The organism is Fulvivirga imtechensis AK7, assembly GCF_000331535.1.
GTDB classification, from domain to species: Bacteria; Bacteroidota; Bacteroidia; order Cytophagales; family Cyclobacteriaceae; genus Fulvivirga; species Fulvivirga imtechensis.
In genome coordinates, this window is record NZ_AMZN01000024.1 from 79,367 (window position 1) to 97,297 (window position 17,931).

Sequence of the window (17,931 nt, forward strand, 5' to 3'; positions counted from 1 at the left end):
CTCAAAAAATGAGATTGAGGGAATTTTTTGTTTAAAAAAACCAAAAAAAACATGGTTACATCAAGCCACACTCCTCTCCTCCAGCATGGGTAATTGTTGTTTCCAGAGGTTGAAATAGTGTCCCCGGACTTCAAGCAGAGCTTCATGTGTACCCTGTTCCACCAGCTTACCCTTTTGAAGTACGACAATATGGTCTGCACTGCGAACAGTACTCAATCTGTGCGCTATTAAAATGACCGTTTTTCCTTGCCTGGCCAACAGGTCAACAGCATTCTGAACATACTGCTCTGAGGCTGAATCCAGAGAAGATGTAGCCTCATCGAGAATTAATATTTCCGGCTCCCTATACAAGGCGCGGGCAATAGCTATGCGTTGCTTCTGCCCTCCCGAAAGAGACGCTCCATTTTCCCCAAGATATGTATTGAATCCGGCAGGTAAAGATTCAATAAATTCTAAAATATTCAATTGTGAGCAGATCTTAATAATCCTTTGCATGTCGGGTTCATAGTCCCCTACTGCAATATTGTCTATCACATTCCCCGCAAACAAGTCTATTTTTTGAGGAACAACGCCAATTATATCCCTCAGGCTTTCCTTATCAGTATACTTCAGGTTAAGCTCACCTATTGTAATGGCTCCTTGCTCTATGGGATATATGCATTGAATGATAGACATAAACGTAGTTTTCCCGGAACCACTTTCTCCAACTATTGCATTTACCTTTCCAAATGCCAATTTCATATTCAGTCCTTCGAAAACGTTAGTCCTTGAACCATAACGAAAATGGATGTCTTTAAAATGAATATCCCCTAGCTGTTCGGGTGATATTTTTATCTTGTTCTCTCCATCTTCCTTTTCTAAATCCATCAGCTCAAAAAGCCGATCTGATGCTATCAGCGCATCCTGGATAGTTTTGTTCATACCAATTAAACTACTGACAGGACCGGTAAGGTATCCCACCAGCGCGTAAAAGGACAAAAGCTCCCCCGGAGTAATGGCATTATCAATCACAAATACAGACCCTGCCCACAACAAAATAATCGTGAACAGCCGTGAAATAAACTGAGAAGCATTGCCCGAAAATATGCTGTTCTTACCCGACACGTAGACATTATTCAGCAGCTTGATAAATCTTGTTTCGGTTTTGATGTTAGCATGCTCCTCCAGGCCAAAACTTTTTATGGTATAAACCGAATTTAAAGACTCCACCAACTGAGATTCCAGGTCAGCGGCACTTTCCATCAATTTCCGCTGTGTCTTTTTATTGAGCCTGTTGGTGAAAAAATAAACCAGTCCGTAAAAAGGAATGATCATCAACATTATCAACGCCAGCTTCCAGTAATAAATGAACATCAGACCGAAGGCAAAAAGTACAATGAAGATATTGACAATTAGCTCGATCAAGGTATCATTGATAAACGCCCTGATCTTGACGGCATCATTTACCCTGGAAATGATCTCTCCCACCCTCATATTGTCAAAAAATCGTTGCGGTAGCCTCAGCAGGTGTTTGTAATAACCCAGAATCAACCTGGCATCTATCAGTTGGCCCGTTTTTAGGGTGAAAATAGATTTGGTGGCACCTATAAATATCTGCACTATCAAAAGCACCAGCATAATGATAATGATACTGAGCAGATTAAGAAGATTTTTATTACCCTCTACAAGCACGTGGTCAACAATCTTCTGCACATAGAGGGAGGTAGAAAGTCCGAGGATGGTAAAAATAGCAGCACCAAATAAAGCCTGAAGCATAATAGTTTTGTGTGGCCTCAGTAAATACCACAAACGCCTGCCCACCGAAACTTTTTCATTCCCTTTTTCAAAACCATCATCAGGCAATAGCAGCAACAGCACACCTGTCCACAACTGCATAAACTCGTCATTGGAGTAGGTGTGCATTCTACCATCCCCGGGATCCATCACCTTAACATGCTTCTCATTGGCTTCGAAGATCACCACAAAATGGTGTAAAACTTTATTGACTATGATATGGGCAATGGCAGGTTTGGGAATTTTTAAAAGACTGCTGAATTCTCCCCGTACCCCTTTAGCCACAAAACCCAACTTTTCGGCAGCTTCTATCATACCAAGCACATTGGTCCCTTTTTGGTCAGTAGATGCATATTGTCTTATCCGGGAGATGGGCAGCTTCAGCCCATAGAATGAAGCCACTGAGGCCAGACATGCCGCTCCACAGTCGGTAACATCATGTTGTTTTACTTTTATAGATCTACTCATAAGTAAAAGTTTATTCTGCACGTGCAGGATTCAGCCAGTCATCAACATCATCATACAAGAGCTGCCAGAGAGACCTCCTGCTGACAATAAACCTTGCACTTAATGTCATACCTTTTTTCAGTTTGCCGCTGTAGCCGTTTTTTAATTGCAGCGCTTCCTGGTCAAGCTTGCATCGCACTTTGAACACCGGCTTATCATTATACATGATCACATCATTTGCCACCTCTTTGACTGTACCCGTAGCGAGACCCCATTGGTTATAGTTAAAAGCATCTATCTGAAATTTGGCGGGCATGCCCTCCTTCAAAAAACCGATATCACCCGGGGAAATATAGGTCTCCACCACCAGCTCCGAATCCGGAGATATCTTCATTAACGACTGATTGGCAAAAATCTGCACTCCTTCAAATATTCCGTCCGAGCCCTGTATCGTTCCCGAAACGGGGGCTTTTATGATGTAGTCATTTTGCTCCTCTCGGAGTTGGGCTAACTGATTGCTTATGTCTGCTATCTCGTCTTCATTGTTTTGCAGTTGCATTTGCCAATTGCTAATGTGAGATTGATGCATCATTTTAAATTCGGCTGTTATACGGTCATACTCAAATTTGCTGTTATCATACTCTGCTTCTGCTATTGCCTGCACATCAAATAGTTGGCGATTTCTCTTCCATTTCTTTTTGGCCAGCAGGTAGCGTGCGTTTCCTTCGTTTACTCTTTGTGTAAACTCCAGGTATTCCTGTCTGTAAGGGGCGGTTTCAATACTGTCTATATTATTAAAAGCGGATATAGAAAAGCCGCTTATCAACCTCTTCAGGTCTCGTGCCTGCGCCAATAGCTCCAAACGCCTGGTATGGAGATAACTTACCCTATTATCCAGTATATTGGATTCAATGATAAACAATGTATCACCTTCAAACACATGTTGGTTGTTCTGCACGTTTAGCTTGAATAAGCGGCCGCTTGAAGGGGAGGAAATGGTAGTAACTTCGTTTACCGGCCTGACTAACCCAGCACTTCGGACCGTAACATCTACATCAATGAAGGGAAGCGAAGCAAAAGCTGCCACTAATACAAAAATCACCATCATGTAAATAAGCTGCGATCTGGTAGAATGCCTTGCCACCTGAACCTCAACGGTATGATCAACAATCTCCTTAGGAAAAATCTGTTTCTGCATAAGCGCCTAACCCAGGTATCCGAAAATTTTATGAAACAGATAGCCATAGGTAAATGCTATGAATAAAAGCACGAATATCCAGGCGCTTAATCTTGTGATGATCAACGATCGTTTTCTAGAATACATAACGAATTACAATTTTTATTTTCAATTACGGCACAAGAATAAATGGCCGGAGTCTCAAAAAGTGGGACTGGGAGATAAAATTTCCAACATCACCAAACCCTTGGAGTGTTTCGCAGGCCCAGGAACATTCTCTAAACTGGCGCGCGTTTAGCGATAGCGCAACGCGTGCCCCTCTACCAAAAGGCTGAGGTCTTCAACGACTTCCGACTTCCGACTTTGATCTTCCGGCTACAGCATATGGAAAAGATCTAACCATAATAAACAAGGAGTTAAAATCGCTTCGGCCGCAATCTGGCGCGCGTTTGGCGATAGCGTAACGCGTGCCCCTCTACCATAGGCTGAGGTCTTCAACGACTTCGGACTCCTCTACCCACAGTTGCTCAGCACTTCATCAATTCGTTTCTGCATCAGTTCCAGCTTTATCTTGCATTGTATAAGGTTGTCTTTTACATAAGGAAGGTCCTCCCAACTCTCGCCTTCAATGGTTAAAGCGGCATAATCAATTTGTTTGTTCACCTGCTCCTTCAGCAGGTATAAGGATGCCAATCCATCTATAATTTTTTCTTTATCGGACATCTGAGTAAGATTTTTAGAATATAAACTACCTACCCTCCTGCTTTCACAGCCATCTTGAGTCCCATGATAGTTGCTGATTTAGAGAGTGATGGTACAAGAATAAGTGGCCGGAGTCTCATAATCTGAGACTGAAGGAATAATCTGTATTTTTTTGAATGGGAGTTATGGAAAAAAAGACCTTACAGGTTTCGAAAACCTGTAAGGTCTAAAGGGGCTTCAATGAAGAGAGTTCAAAACTATAACATGCAATTAATCCTCCCCATTGCGTAACCTGTTGCATAAAGAAGCAATAAAATCGATATCACAGCTATTGAAGCTTGCATTATGATTTTTTTCATAGTTTAATCGAACAATGAAGTATACAAGTTACTCAACGATCTTCTTTGAGCTCCACCCCATCCTTAAGTCCCTCAAAGAATGATTCTCTCCTATCAAATAAAAAGATTAACAAGAGTAGCGTAAGAAGGATGGCAAATAAAATTTTTTTTGACTTGGAATTCATAATGTAAAGATTTTAACATTAGTAGTAGGAATCCCTACTACTAATGGAAATTATTAATTAAACATATAAATTAGATAACCAACAGGATTGACTCCAAGACCTCCTGTAGCCAATGTGGCACCAACATGTTTACCCATCCAGTATGCTGCATCTCCGTCCTCTCCACCATTAGTCATTTGAAGTTCTTGTTGAGTTAACTCTTGCACTAAGTGTTGATCTTCATTAAATAAATCTTTCATAAAAGAATATTTTAAATGTAATAAAAATAATTAATTACGACAATTAGTCAATTTGTAAGCCATCTTTAATTCCAGCCACAAATTTTTCACGATTATCAAAAAGATAAATACCCAGACCAACCACGGCCAAAGTAAGTCCAAAGTCACCTCCTTTAATTTCGGCAGATTCCTTTGCTGTCAATTCTTGAAAAGCGGATAATTCTAAATTCTTCATTTTTTAAAGTTTTAAAGTTTAACATTTGATTATAGGTCATTCGCGAAAACCTACTACAATGCTATCGGTCGTGAGTCTCAAAAAGTGAGACTGAAAAAATATTTTTTATAAAATTTTATGAATGACATTCCAGCCGATAGGAGATGGGCTGGGTACCCGTGAGGAGGAAAATGCCAATTTTTTAAGTAATCTATCATAAAATGATCAGCTTAACTTCACTAATCCCTGTGCTACTATCCCCGTCAGTACGGTTCAAAACCGTCTGACGGATATATACAGATAGCCGGTGCATTCAGGGAGAGGTCACCCCGCAATAGGACAATTTCTGCGAGAAGATGCTCTGTGGCTCAGAGGTACCCTGAAAGACGTCCTGGCGGCTCAAAACCGTCTGACACCAGGTAGATTGATGCTCGATATTCCATTCCAGCCACCGGAGATCTCCACCAATTCACTGGTCATTAACTCCTGCTCTTTAACAAAGCCAAATGCAAAGCAGCCTTCTTCAATATAATAATAATGCTGGGCGAATTCATTGTAGCCAATGGGCGCGCCAAGGTTCTTCATATCATCAAGACATCTGAAAAAAGTACTTCTTGATATCCCCAGCCGGTGGGCCAACACCGCAGCATTCCCTCTTACTTTCATCCGTATCATCCGGTCAAGACGCAGGTACAATGTTCTTCTTTCATCAATTGACATAACAGTAGCGATTTTTAAGGTTGGTTGGACATGTAAATGACTAAAATCAATAATTATCAAATCATAACTATTTATAAATACTATGTTAAAAATATTTTTTAACAATTCATAAATTTTTATTTACTTTTTGAAAATCTTGAATTTTAAGATATTGTTCCGCTGGTTGGTAAAAGATCAATGAGGTTGGATAACTGAACGCGTGAAAATAGCGGCCAGTACCTTGAACATTCATCGGATGAAACTTGCTTTGTGAAGACATTCATCCGATGAGGATTTTTTAGCCTCGGAGGGTCTGTTTTATTAGAGAGTATTTGTTTTTGGAGAGAGAAAAAACCCTCTCGCACCTGTCCCCGGACCCCGTTCCGGGGCCCTTTAGCAAAGAACTTCATCCGATGTCGCCAGGTTACCTGCTCAATAGAATGGCAAAGAATTTCTTCGGATTTCCATAGCTAAGTTCGAAGGTTTACTCTGGCTGAGCCCTGATCAGCGGGGCCCCGGAACGGGGTCCCATAGCCGTTAACTTAAGCATCCCGGTAGGGATGCAATATTGGTAGCCCGGGGTGAAGCCCCGGGATAGGATTAGATTTTTTTATGCGCCACATTCAAGCTTGGGAAGATGAGAAGGCTATTTTGGCGCATCCATGCTTACTAAGGTAAATGCTTCGAACTCATTCCTGCCATGTGTGCCAAGGAAGCCTGTGTTCCATGGTTGGGCCTTCCTATGGCACACTCAACTTCTCGTTTAAACCCGGGGCTTCACCCCGGGCTACAAAGATTTACCCCCTCTGGGGGCTCGTTATTCTCTTAAGTTAACGGCCCCGGAAACGGGGTCCGGGGACTGGTGCGTGGGGGAGCTACCCATTGATTACTGGAAATGACTACAGATCACTAAAACTGCCTACAGTTGCCAACTGCCTAGTTAATCAGGAATCCACAATAACAAACCGCTTATTAAGATATTTCTCCACGATCTTGCGCATCGTAGTTTCCCCCACCTCATTCTTGGCCATCCTGTACCGGAGCTGCCGGAATTCGGCTTTGGTGTCTTCATCAAGCTGAAGTACTACAGACCTGTCGTTGATCGCAATGAGGAATAATCGCTTTAACTCTTTTTCGTAATCGTATTCTTCCATTTCAGGGACTTTGCCAACTGCTTCTTTCGCTAACTTCGATCATGCTTCTAAGAAATTCAATCGTCATCGGTAGGGACGAAGCAATCCCCAAAATCTTGCACATATGCTAAATGGCATTGCCGCACTCCGTTACCGATGACGTCTCTTAATAGATTTCTTAGAAGCACACTCAGCTACGATATTAAACACTTCGGTAAATATACTTCAAAAATGGTTTCCCCCGGCTGGCTATGAAAGGTAATATTGCCCCCATGTCTTTCTACGATCTTTTTAGATATATTCAGTCCCAGGCCCGTGCCATATCCCCTGTCTTTCGTGGTATAAAAAGCTTCGAATACTTTATCCCTATCCTCACCCTTTATTCCAACGCCATCATCTTTCACCCATACCACCACGTCTCTTTCCCTTTCCTTGACACCTACTTCTATGGTACCTCGGTGATTCACCGCATGAATACTGTTGAGGAGCAGGTTTAACCATACCTGGCTCAGTGCATTAGAGTCGGCCCAAACAGGTGATAAGTTATCAGGAAACACCTTCACCAGCTTTACCCCACGTTTTAGCTCACTTTGCAGAATGAGTAACGTATCCTCTATATTTTGTCGCAGGTCTACCTGCACCATCTCTTCTGCCACCTGCGGCTGCGAGTACATTTGCAGTGACTGCACTACCTTGGATATTTTAGTCACCAAAGGTCCGGCCTGCTCGGTGTTCTTCTGCAAAAGGCTCATGCTGTGCAGAAGGTCAAACAATTTATTTCCTTCCGGAGCTTTTAGCATACCCACCAATTGATCATTCAAATGCTGATAGCCCATGTCCACCAGCTTGTCTGCCAGCCCGGGATCATCAAATCCACTTTCCTTCAACTCAATCTGTAAAGACTTCCTGAATTGCCTGCGTTCACGGGTAGTTTTAAAGGAAGATGCCTGCACCTGATTTACTAAAGCATAATCAGAACTGTACCTGCTCATCAAAGCTGACAAATTTTGCCTGATGTTATCGAAGTAGTCCTTTACCGGATGTATCGTGCCACGTAAAGCGCCTAACGGGGTGTTGATCTCATGTGCTATGCCTGCTACCAACTGACCCAGCGCAGCCATTTTTTCCTGGGAGATGAGCTTTTCCTGGGTGGTTTGGAGTTCTTCCCTAATTTTTTTCTGCTGATTATAGTTCCGATAGAAAGCTATGGCAGCAATGCTTACTGCGAATATAACGGCAATAGCTACAAGAAGCAGTTCGTTTCTTCGATCAATCTCGGTTTTTTGCTGCGAAATAGCCTCTTTATGTTCCTTTTCAACATTTTCAAGCTGAAGATTTGTCAACTTGTGTATCATAGGAGTTCCCTCAATATTTTCCCTTAGAGAGTCATATATGATATAATGACTGTAAGCAAGTTTATGTTCTCCCATTAATGAGAATATCTCCCCGTACAGTCCATGATTTCGCATTATCCAAACCGTTCGTTCGTTTTGCTTTGCGATGTTTTGACTTTCATCCAGAAGGACAATAGCTTCTTTCAACATTCCTTCTTCCTTTTTAATGTCGGCTAAATATCGATAACCCGTTATTATTTTTTCGGAGGATCCAATTTTTTCTGCCAACTTAATAGCCCTCTTTAGGTAGTTTTCTCCTTCTTTAAACTGATTCAAAGAGTAGTGAGCAATCCCGGCACCAATTAGCGCCTCAACAAAGGCAGACGGCTCACATTCCCTTTTGTCACAGTCAATGAGAACAATGTCAAAGTATTTTAAAGCAGTTTTATATTTTTTTAACCCAATATTGCATAGCCCTAAATTTCCTAAAGTACTTTCAATTAAGCTGTTTTCGCTAAGTGTCTGCTTTATAGAGAGTGATCTCTCAAAATATTCGATCGCTTTACTATAATTCCCTACCTGATAATAAACCAGTCCAATATTATTGCAAGAAATAGCAATTTCCTTTTGATCATTTTTAGCCTCCCTCAGCTTTAGGGATGGCAAGTAGTATTTTAAGGCCATATCAAAACTGCCATTATGATAGTGGCAACGTCCCAAAAAATTCAAAAGGAATCTTTCCCGTTCTTTAAAACCATTTCTTCGCAAAATATCCAATGCACTGGTATAGTCTTTTATGGCACTTTCATAAAATCCCTTTTCTTGATTAACGTAGGCAATAGCTGTCAGCGTCCTGACTATTAGCAAACTGTCGCCCGCTTGCAACGCATTCTTTTCAGATAATTCAGCAAAATACATAGCACTGTCTAAATCCTTGGTTCGATAAGCTATAAATAACTCCATCAACGCCTCTGACCTAATTTTTGGATCGTTACTATTGCTAAGTGCTTTAAGAGAATCAATATTTTGTGCCACTGAGCAATAGCAACAATATATCAGGAAAAGAAATAACCTTATTTTCATAGCGCTTGATGGTTCTCCTGTTCTAAATGCTTGGGTAATTCCACCCTAAAAACCGTCTCCCCTATCTCACTCCTAAAACCAATCTTCCCACCATGATCTTCCACGATCTTCTTTGAAATGTTCAGCCCTAACCCGGTGCCATAGCCTCGTTCTTTGGTGGTGTAGAAAGCTTCGAATATCTTATCCTGATCTTCCGGGCTGATGCCGCGGCCATTGTCTTTTATTTCTACGACAATGTATTCATTGTTCTCCCTAATTATTATTTCAATAGTACCTTGATGATTGGGTAGCGCCTGGATGCTGTTCATCAGCAGGTTGGTCCATACCTGGTTCAGGGCATCGGGGTTGGCCTGTATTTTAGAGGCAGTTGGCGGAAAGTTTTTAACAAGACTAATCCCTCGCTTAAGTTCATTTTGTATCAGCGTCAGTACCGTTTCTACATTCTCAATGATATCAACCGGCTCAAATTCCTGGTTATGGCGCTGGGGTTGAGAGTAGGTTTGCAGGGCGCTTACCACTTTGGCTATCCTCCTCACCACAGTCTGCATTTGACCGGTGCCTTTCTGATGCATCACAATGCTGTGTAGCATATCCAGCACTTCTTCCCCATTGGGCAAGCTAAGAAGCTCAACTATTCGGCTATCGAGAGGTGTGGAGTTCATTTCAACAAGCTGTTCAACTGCCGCACTGCTCAGGTGAAGGTCATTTGCCTCAAGCTCCTTTTGCAACTGTTTTTTCAGACTTCTACGGGTACCATGGAAAGACTCGGAGATTCTATCCTGACCTTCATATTCCCGAATGATAGCAAATACATGGCTCAACTGTTCGTCAGAAAGCTGACCTAAAACAGCATGAAACTGTTTCACCACTTTATTAAAATGATCGGATACGGGTTCCAGCAATCCACGCAGTGAGCCCAATGGGTTGTTCAATTCATGCGCTATGCCTGCTACCAACTGGCCCAGGGCAGCCATTTTCTCTTGGGAGATGAGCTTTTCCTGGGTGGTTTGGAGTTCTTCGAGGGTTTCGTGGAGGTGTTCTTTGGATTTTTTTTGCAATTTATACAATCTATACACTACAACTCCAACAAATAAAATTGAAGTAAGAGCTATTATAAGAAAAATCAAAAGGAAATTCTTGCTTGCAATGTGCTGCTCTTGCTTGGAAATGGTTTCTAAATTATCCCTTTCTGCATTCTTGATCTGAAGATAGGTTAATTGCCTCTTAATACTATCACTTGATATTATATTAGAAACAGAGTCATACAGTAACCTATACTTATACGCGTTATGAAAATCATCTTGAGAAGCATGCAATTTTGAATAAAGTTCATAGACATATTTCTGCCAATGCCGATAAGGAGCATTTCTTAGGAGGGTCTCGACCTGATCTAGATATTGAAATGTTTCTTCAATGTTTTTAAAAGAAAAATGAATATTTGCCAAACGATATAAACAATCTGCTTCGCCAGATTTCAATCCATATTCCTGGGCTATTTCTAGTGCCTTATTAAATCGGGACAAGGCTGACTCATATTTTTTCTGACGCTGACTTATGTCACCTAAACCAATGTAGATTTCATTTAAAATTTTAGGGATGCACTTGCCTTTACATGCTTCAAGAACACTTAATAAATGGCTCTCTGCATATTCAACCTCCCCAATTCCAATGTAACATATTCCAAGGTTTGTTAGGCTATGATAGTCAACGACCCCTATGCTAGCATTGAGCTCCGATGCCTTATTAAAAAAAACAATTGCGTCTTTATAGAAATGGGTCTTGTAATAAACTAATGCGATATTATTATAAGAAACCGCTATTTCTTCCAAGTCACCTTCTATTTCCCTCAGCCTTAAGGATTCCATGTGATAATAAAGTGATGAATCATATCTATCCAAATTATAGAAAAGAAGGCCCAGGTTATTTGTTACATATTTTTCTTGCTTAATAAATCCATTCTCTCTTGCCATGTGAAGAGAAATAAGAAAATGGGTTTTAGCAATTCCGTAGTTCCCCTGTTGCTTGGCAATCCATCCTTTAATATTTTCCGATTGACATTTCATTCGGACATCTCCGCTTTTATAAGACAACTTGTAAATTTCATCTGCATAATACGAAGTGGTATCAAGATTTGAATACCGATACTTCAATATCAATGCCATCAAACTATCAAACCGCTGCTGATCTTCCTGGGAAACTTTATTCTCTGGACTATTTTCTCCGCAAGCTGAAAGTATTAAAATGATTACGCCAATGGGGATTAGATGCTTTAAGACGTATTTCATGTGTGTGTGGGCGAGACCTCCAAGGTTTTGAAAACCTTGGAGGTCTAAATTAATTAAATGATTCGCTGCAATAAAACAAATAATCCAAACATAAACAATTATTTACGAAATGTATTTGTTTGATTTTGTTTAATTACATGGCGATGCTTTAATAAGCCTGAAAGGACTAGTAAAGCTCTTTTTTCCAAAAAGAAGATAAGCACAGAACGGCTGGTGCGGATGAAATTAGCTTTAAGGAGATATTCATCCGATGAGGCGGTAATGAGATCTACTACTCCAGGGATAGCAAAATTCCTTCGGATTTCCATAGGTGGTTTCGAAGGTTCACTTTAGCATGGCGCTCGATGATCGGGGCCCCGGAACTAGGGTCCGGGGACTGGCGCGAGCTAGGATTTAGAGGCTGGTGCTTCGATTATTCATCGGATGAAATTTGCTTTGGGAAGATATTCATCCGATGAGGTGCGGTTGGAGGAAAAGACCTCCAAGGTTTTCAAAACCTTGGAGGTCTGAAAATTCACCTGCTTTACCAAGCCTGAAAGGACTGATAGGGCTTACAAGAAAAAACGGTAAGCTTTACCAAACTTTTGGAAGTTTAGTAAAGCTACCTGAAAATCGGAGGCATAAAATAGTAAAAATTATTTTTGGAATTCCATGGTTGGCTTCGAAGGTCTAAACAGGTTGGCTTCCGATACTCGGGGCCCGGGAATCCCGAGAGTGGCCCATAGCCGTTAACTTAAGCATCCCGGTAGGGATAGCCCGGGGTGAAGCCCCGGGATAGGATTAGATTTTTTTATGCGCCACATTCAAGCTTGGGAAGATGAGAAGGCTATTTTGGCGCATCCATGCTTACTAAGGTAAATGCTTCGAACTCATTCCTGCCATGTGTGCCAAGGAAGCCTGTGTTCCATGGTTGGGCCTTCCTATGGCACACTCAACTTCTCGTTTAAACCCGGGGCTTCACCCCGGGCTACAAAGATTTACCCCCTCTGGGGGCCTCTGGGGGCTCGTTTTTCTCTTAAGTTAACGGCTATGGAGAGTGGCCGGGACAGACCCAGGTCGGGGGACTGGTGCATAATGTGGTGGCGTTTCAACCCTCCAAGGGTTTATTACCCTTGGAGGGTTTTGTGAGGTTGCTCACTCCTGAACGGATGGCATCTACCAACTCCTCTTTGACCCAGGGTTTGTAGATCACCTTGTGCAGGTTAGCTTCTTTGAAGGCCCTGTCAATGGACTGCTGGTCGGCCTGGCCGGTGACCATGATCTTGACGCAGTTGGGGAAACGATTGTGAAGCTCTATTAAAAAATCATCGCCTTTCATACCGGGCATCAGCCAGTCGGAGATAGCGATGAGCATATCCAGTCCTTCTTCTATGAGCTCTTCGAGGATCTCGAGCCCTTCTTCTCCCGATTCGGCCAGCTCATATTCATATTCACCGCCAAAGGTTTTGCTTACCTGGTATTTGATGGCATCAAGAATAGTAGGCTCATCATCAAGTATCAAAATAACTTTTCTGGACATGTGAATATATTTTAGTGTGAGTTTTATGATAACGGTCATTCTGAGGCACGAAGAATCTGACTAAGATCAAAGACAGTAGATTGCATCTTAGGAAGATCCTTCCTTCGTCAGGATGACATTGTTTTTATTGTGTTGACTAATGTTTTAATGCTATTACTCATGATCCTATCTTATAATTTTCAATCATATAAAGCGTCTTCTCTATCTCATCCTCCTCACTTAGCAGCTTAATGATCGCTTCATACATCTGTTTGTACTGAGTATCCTCATTTTCGATACCCATTTTGAGCAGGCCAATAAAATACTGAAAAATGACATTTTTCAAATAGACCCACTCCCTCCTGACGGCTGGTAACCCAATGCTTTCCGCTTTCATGTTCTTATTGATCAGCTTGAGTATGCGCTTTTTGATGTTAATGTGAACAGCGCTTACACCCTGATCCGGTTTGGCCGTTTTTACCGCCAGTTCATACTGGTCCAGTACTTTCACCAGCAAGATCAGGTCTTTCCACGAAAATTTCACTATTGATCTGTCAGCCATAACTCTGCTGCAAATTAATGATAATACGGCAGTATTACACTAAAACAAGTGTGGCCTTCTTCGGTTTTGGTCAGTTTGATCTGGCCTTCCAGCTTCTCAACGGCAAGTTTTACAAGGTAGAGCCCCAGCCCGGCAGTATCAGACATATCAGAGGCCTTGGAGAAGATCTCAAAAATTTTAGAAGATACTTTTTCGTCTATACCTATGCCATTATCAATCACCTGCAGACAGATTTGCTCCTGACCACATCGAGCAACGGAAATATGCACGAAAGATTCCACCCTTTCGGAGGTGTTATGAAACTTAAAGGCATTGGTCACCAGGTTGGTAACAATTATTTTTACCAGGTCTTCATCACTTCGAAAGTTTAGACTGGTCTCAATTTCTTCCTTAACACATATTTTCTTCCCATTTTCTGTGTTCTTCTGATCATTGACGGCTACGCGAAGGATACTTTCAAAGTCGATCGGCTCATCCGAGATCAGTGAGTTGTTGATCTGATTGATTACTAACAGTTTGGATAAAATTTCATTGAGTCGCTGAGCGGTTTTTCCAAGTTTATTGAAGTACTCGATAGATTTTTGATCTTCGATATCCATCAATGCCACATTACACATTCCCTGCAGCGTAGCCAGCGGACCACGGATGTCGTGAGAAGTTTTGTAAATAAAGTTATCGAGCTCTGTATTAGATTTTAGCAGAGCCGCATTGGAGGCATTTAGCTCCTGAGTACGCTCTTTCACCCGCTCTTCCAGCACCAGGTTCATGTTGGTAAGTTCTGCGTTCTGCTTCTCAATAGTTTCATTAGCATCAGACAACTTGCGATTGACCTTTTTTCTGTGCTGGTTGTTTCTAAACAATAGAATGAGAATGGCCAAAGCCAGGAAAATAATGATGACGGAAAGTACGAGAAGGGTTGTTCTGCGAGTAAGTTCCGTGCGTTGGAGGTTGATGGTTTCTAGGTTCTCTTTTTCTTGATATGCGATCTGTACGTTTGCTAAATTACGTATTACTTCCTCATTAAGGATTTGCCTGTTTAAAGAATCGTATTTTTTTTGATACACATAAGCAGACTCAAAATCCTTAGACTCAGCATAGATTTGGCCGAAAAGTTCAAAGTTATTCCTAATCCACTCCCTATAATTAATGACTTCAGCTATTCCCATGCTCTTGCTTAAGTAATTGATAGCTTTTTCGGAAAACCCTTTTGTAAATTCAATTTGAGCTAAGTAGTATAAGTTTATAACCTCGACACCTTTATAATCCATCTGTCGGGCAAGTTTGTTTGAAATAGCAAAGCTTTCTTTTGCTTTTTCTATAGCCCCCATTTGAAAATATGCTATTCCGGCTCCATTATATGAATTGATTTCTATTTCCTTGGCGCACCCTGTTTTACAAATCTCAATGATTCTATCAAAATTCTTTAAAGCCTGGGAATAGTCACCCACACCTATATAGCATAAACCTAAATTGACTAAAGTGACCTCAACACCATCATTGTACCCTATTGATTGCTTTATTTTTATTGACCGTCTAAAGAAATCAATTGCCTTTCTATAATCCTTTATTCGGTAATATACCAATCCAATATTGTTAGCAGAGATCGCGATTTCTCGCTCATCATTGTATTTTTCACGAAGTGCTAAGGATTCAAAATGCACCTTTAATGCCGAATCATATTGACCATTGTTATTATATGCAACACCCAGATTATTTAATATATGTCGTTCTCTATCTTGATACTTATTTCGCCTCGAAATAGCAAGACCTTTTTTATAATATTCGATTGCTATTTGATTAAAACCCTTCTGTTGATATACCCATCCAATGGCGTTTTGCGCCCTTACCATAAGAAGACTGTCCCCTTCACCCTCAGCAATATCATGAGTTATTTCAGCAAAGTACAACGCGCTATCTAAGTTAGATAACCGAAGTTCTATAAAACGTTGCATGCAATACTCTCCATTCTTCTGAATTTCGGAAGTAGATTTATCTTGGGCAACGGCAACTGAAAAACTTGATCCGGTTGAAACAATCCACAGAATACAGAGTCCCCTCAAAAAAATATAATAGTTAGAAAAAGAACACACAAGTAAGGTTCTCCTCATATTTAGGTGGTAAATATTCAACTATTGCATTCATATTTGCCAAAACAAATAAATTACCAAACATAGCGAACAAATAATAGAAAATTTTCGATGTAATAAAAAATTCAAATATATCATATTTTTATATACATCGAACAAATAGCTCAATATACATCAACTCAGCCAACAATAAAAATTGAATTTAAAAATTAGCAACATTAAAACCAATAAAATTATGAAAACGAAATTATTACTCTTTATTTCAATTATCTCTTTATCAGCACTTTTTTCATCATGTTCAGAAGAAGAAATCAAACCGGAAAGCAACACAACTAAAACTGCCGGCGGAGGCGTATCTGAAAGCGATGGCTTCTAATACTCAACCTGCAATCAAAATGAAAACAAAAATACTAATCATAGCCTTTGCAGTAGCTGTAATCGCTTCTTTCTCATTCATCACCATCAACAAAGAATCCATTTCTGCCCAGAAAGCTGAAAAAGTGCAGCAAGCTGAGCCGATGAGTGGCTTTGCTCTGGAGGATGAGAACCAGTTTTAACGGGAAATAACGTTAAAAACAATGTAATATTATAGTGGATGATGCATAATTTTATTTCGCAGGTTCATTTGATTGGTTAGTGAGACATGAATTGGTTAGTGGGGACACTAACCAAGGCGAGGAGAGTCATTTGATTGGTTAATGGGACACTAACCAAGGGGGGGTAACGAATTAAGTATGATCCGGAACATTTAAAACAAAAAATATGAAAACTAAAATACTTGTGGCTTTCGCGGTAGCCGTGATCGCTTCGTTTTCATTCATCACTATCAACAAGGAAGCTGTTTCCAAGAAGCAAAATACTGAGGTAAAACAGCAATCTGAGCCTATGAGCGGCTTTGCTTTGGAAGATGAAAATCAGTTTTAGAAAGCTGAATCATAGTGAACGGTGATCGGTGAACGGTAATCAGTGATCGGAAATTAGTGATCGGAAATTAGTGATCGGTAATCGAGGAATAACGCTTTAGGTAGTGGCCGGTCAGTGCGGAGGGGTTTCTGATGATCGTGGGATAGTAGCGCGTTGTTAACTGCAAGTACCCGGCATACACATTGATATTGGTGCAGACACCTCCAAGGGTGCATGCGAATCGGTTTGATGGTTGATGAGACATGCCCATACACGGGTTATTGGTGGGGACATCAACAAGACACCAACAAAGACGGCCTGTAAGAACATCCAACAAAGGTCCGTGTAAGCATGAAAAGATGCCGGAACAAGACCAAAAAACTTCATGTAATAATTGAACATTTAACTTCTAAAAATTTATTACACATAAGGTTACCTTTCCATTGTTAAAAGTATTAATACTCTTTTACACTCATCTCTTATTCCTTACACCAATAGAATGTAAATTTTATCCGATCTTTTAGGAAGCATCATTTTTCCCGCATAAATACAAGCATTTCACAGAATGTTATATCCGTTCATCGGTAAAAGGCAACAACTCGTAGAGAGTAGTGAAACATTTTGGACTGAATTAAATTCATTCGACTGCAATGCATTCTTACCACCTCCGCCCTTCGGGCACCTCCGCCAGCGGAGGATAGTAGGCGAACTGGTGCGCTTCCTAACGATAGCCTCCCATTCCTGGCAATTCTTAAAAAAAGAAAAGGGATCTAAACACTTTTCAAAAACTCAAACAGCACTGTCCTCCGCTGGCGGAGGTGGCCAGAGGCCGGAGGTGGTGAATTTCCCAAAGCTGGCACGCGTTTAACGAAGTGTAGCGCGTGACTGCCTTTCAAGCGCGAGCAGTTGCCAGACTTACAACTCATGCTTCCATTCTGTTGTTTACCCACCTCTGTGTCTCCTCCCAAGAGGAGATTAGTGAACGTATAACGATCTTGAGCATTGCTTGTGTAACCCATTCCCGTTAAGTCTTAAAAAAAGAAAAGTAACTAAAACTCCCTTTCCAAAACTTAAACAGCACTGTCCTCCGCGGGCGGAGGTGGCCATAGGCCGGAGGTGGTGAATTTCCTAAAGCTGGCGCACGTTTAACGAAGTGTAGCGCGTGACTGCCTTTCAAGGACGAGCAGTTACCAGACTTACAACTCATGCTTCCATTCTGTTGTTTACCCACCTCTGTGTCTCCTCCCAAGAGGAGATTAGTGAACGTATAACGATCTTGAGCATTGCTTGTGT

15 protein-coding genes are annotated in these 17,931 nt (G+C 41.1%); 3 read left to right on the plus strand and 12 right to left on the minus strand.

The genetic code is table 11. From position 1 onward, the window contains the following. Nucleotides 1-60 precede the first annotated feature (60 nt). The 12 genes from C900_RS07385 to C900_RS07445 form a co-directional block, all read right to left on the minus strand. Nucleotides 61-2,241: a peptidase domain-containing ABC transporter gene (locus C900_RS07385; protein ID WP_009579092.1), complete on the minus strand. Its 2,181-nt coding sequence runs from the start codon at nucleotides 2,239-2,241 to the stop codon at nucleotides 61-63. 10 nt (nucleotides 2,242-2,251) lie between these two features. Next, nucleotides 2,252-3,418: an HlyD family secretion protein gene (locus C900_RS07390; protein ID WP_009579093.1), complete on the minus strand. Its 1,167-nt coding sequence runs from the start codon at nucleotides 3,416-3,418 to the stop codon at nucleotides 2,252-2,254. Between the two features lie 492 nt (nucleotides 3,419-3,910). Beyond that, a complete protein-coding gene (locus tag C900_RS07400; protein ID WP_009579095.1) occupies nucleotides 3,911-4,120 on the minus strand; it encodes a hypothetical protein in 210 nt (69 codons plus the stop codon). Nucleotides 4,121-4,675: 555 nt separating this feature from the next. Beyond that, nucleotides 4,676-4,861: a hypothetical protein gene (locus tag C900_RS07405; protein ID WP_040496037.1), complete on the minus strand. Its 186-nt coding sequence runs from the start codon at nucleotides 4,859-4,861 to the stop codon at nucleotides 4,676-4,678. Nucleotides 4,862-4,904: 43 nt separating this feature from the next. After that, nucleotides 4,905-5,075, minus strand: coding sequence for a hypothetical protein (locus C900_RS29615; protein WP_009579098.1), 171 nt, complete (start codon nucleotides 5,073-5,075; stop codon nucleotides 4,905-4,907). 378 nt (nucleotides 5,076-5,453) lie between these two features. Next, the gene (locus C900_RS07410; protein ID WP_009579099.1) at nucleotides 5,454-5,774 is read right to left on the minus strand and encodes a hypothetical protein; all 321 of its coding nucleotides are present in this window, start codon (nucleotides 5,772-5,774) and stop codon (nucleotides 5,454-5,456) included. 923 nt (nucleotides 5,775-6,697) lie between these two features. Then, the gene (locus C900_RS07415; protein WP_009579101.1) at nucleotides 6,698-6,907 is read right to left on the minus strand and encodes a hypothetical protein; all 210 of its coding nucleotides are present in this window, start codon (nucleotides 6,905-6,907) and stop codon (nucleotides 6,698-6,700) included. Between the two features lie 173 nt (nucleotides 6,908-7,080). Further along, the gene (locus tag C900_RS07420; RefSeq protein WP_083867452.1) at nucleotides 7,081-9,303 is read right to left on the minus strand and encodes a tetratricopeptide repeat protein; all 2,223 of its coding nucleotides are present in this window, start codon (nucleotides 9,301-9,303) and stop codon (nucleotides 7,081-7,083) included. Next, nucleotides 9,300-11,588, minus strand: coding sequence for an ATP-binding protein (locus C900_RS28195; RefSeq protein ID WP_009579103.1), 2,289 nt, complete (start codon nucleotides 11,586-11,588; stop codon nucleotides 9,300-9,302). Before C900_RS28195 ends, C900_RS07420 begins: the two co-directional genes overlap by 4 nt. Nucleotides 11,589-12,675: 1,087 nt before the next feature. Continuing rightward, nucleotides 12,676-13,107, minus strand: coding sequence for a response regulator (locus C900_RS07435; RefSeq protein WP_009579105.1), 432 nt, complete (start codon nucleotides 13,105-13,107; stop codon nucleotides 12,676-12,678). A gap of 157 nt (nucleotides 13,108-13,264) precedes the next feature. Then, on the minus strand, nucleotides 13,265-13,648 hold the full coding sequence (locus C900_RS07440; protein ID WP_009579106.1) for a hypothetical protein: 384 nt from the start codon (nucleotides 13,646-13,648) through the stop codon (nucleotides 13,265-13,267). Nucleotides 13,649-13,662: 14 nt separating this feature from the next. Continuing rightward, nucleotides 13,663-15,600, minus strand: coding sequence for an ATP-binding protein (locus C900_RS07445; RefSeq protein WP_185113957.1), 1,938 nt, complete (start codon nucleotides 15,598-15,600; stop codon nucleotides 13,663-13,665). A gap of 370 nt (nucleotides 15,601-15,970) precedes the next feature. Between C900_RS07445 and C900_RS29785 the strand changes: the two genes are divergently transcribed. The 3 genes from C900_RS29785 (at nucleotide 15,971) to C900_RS30230 (ending at nucleotide 16,659) form a co-directional block, all read left to right on the plus strand. After that, nucleotides 15,971-16,111 carry a hypothetical protein gene (locus tag C900_RS29785; RefSeq protein ID WP_009579108.1) on the plus strand — a complete coding sequence of 47 codons (141 nt, stop codon included), beginning with the start codon at nucleotides 15,971-15,973 and terminating at the stop codon, nucleotides 16,109-16,111. A gap of 19 nt (nucleotides 16,112-16,130) precedes the next feature. Then, nucleotides 16,131-16,292 (plus strand): hypothetical protein, encoded by a 162-nt coding sequence (locus C900_RS30225; protein WP_009579109.1) that lies wholly within the window; start codon nucleotides 16,131-16,133, stop codon nucleotides 16,290-16,292. Between the two features lie 205 nt (nucleotides 16,293-16,497). Further along, complete coding sequence (locus C900_RS30230) at nucleotides 16,498-16,659, plus strand: hypothetical protein (protein WP_009579110.1); 162 nt, start codon at nucleotides 16,498-16,500, stop codon at nucleotides 16,657-16,659. The last annotated feature ends 1,272 nt before the right edge of the window (nucleotides 16,660-17,931 follow it).

Bases quoted from the DNA above. Each gene is read 5' to 3' on its own strand.
- C900_RS07385 (WP_009579092.1), bottom strand. From the start codon at position 2,241: ATGAGTAGATCTATAAAAGTAAAACAACATGATGTTACCGACTGTGGA.
- C900_RS07390 (WP_009579093.1), bottom strand. From the start codon at position 3,418: ATGCAGAAACAGATTTTTCCTAAGGAGATTGTTGATCATACCGTTGAG.
- C900_RS07400 (WP_009579095.1), bottom strand. From the start codon at position 4,120: ATGTCCGATAAAGAAAAAATTATAGATGGATTGGCATCCTTATACCTG.
- C900_RS07405 (WP_040496037.1), bottom strand. From the start codon at position 4,861: ATGAAAGATTTATTTAATGAAGATCAACACTTAGTGCAAGAGTTAACT.
- C900_RS29615 (WP_009579098.1), bottom strand. From the start codon at position 5,075: ATGAAGAATTTAGAATTATCCGCTTTTCAAGAATTGACAGCAAAGGAA.
- C900_RS07410 (WP_009579099.1), bottom strand. From the start codon at position 5,774: ATGTCAATTGATGAAAGAAGAACATTGTACCTGCGTCTTGACCGGATG.
- C900_RS07415 (WP_009579101.1), bottom strand. From the start codon at position 6,907: ATGGAAGAATACGATTACGAAAAAGAGTTAAAGCGATTATTCCTCATT.
- C900_RS07420 (WP_083867452.1), bottom strand. From the start codon at position 9,303: ATGAAAATAAGGTTATTTCTTTTCCTGATATATTGTTGCTATTGCTCA.
- C900_RS28195 (WP_009579103.1), bottom strand. From the start codon at position 11,588: ATGAAATACGTCTTAAAGCATCTAATCCCCATTGGCGTAATCATTTTA.
- C900_RS07435 (WP_009579105.1), bottom strand. From the start codon at position 13,107: ATGTCCAGAAAAGTTATTTTGATACTTGATGATGAGCCTACTATTCTT.
- C900_RS07440 (WP_009579106.1), bottom strand. From the start codon at position 13,648: ATGGCTGACAGATCAATAGTGAAATTTTCGTGGAAAGACCTGATCTTG.
- C900_RS07445 (WP_185113957.1), bottom strand. From the start codon at position 15,600: ATGCAACGTTTTATAGAACTTCGGTTATCTAACTTAGATAGCGCGTTG.
- C900_RS29785 (WP_009579108.1), top strand. From the start codon at position 15,971: ATGAAAACGAAATTATTACTCTTTATTTCAATTATCTCTTTATCAGCA.
- C900_RS30225 (WP_009579109.1), top strand. From the start codon at position 16,131: ATGAAAACAAAAATACTAATCATAGCCTTTGCAGTAGCTGTAATCGCT.
- C900_RS30230 (WP_009579110.1), top strand. From the start codon at position 16,498: ATGAAAACTAAAATACTTGTGGCTTTCGCGGTAGCCGTGATCGCTTCG.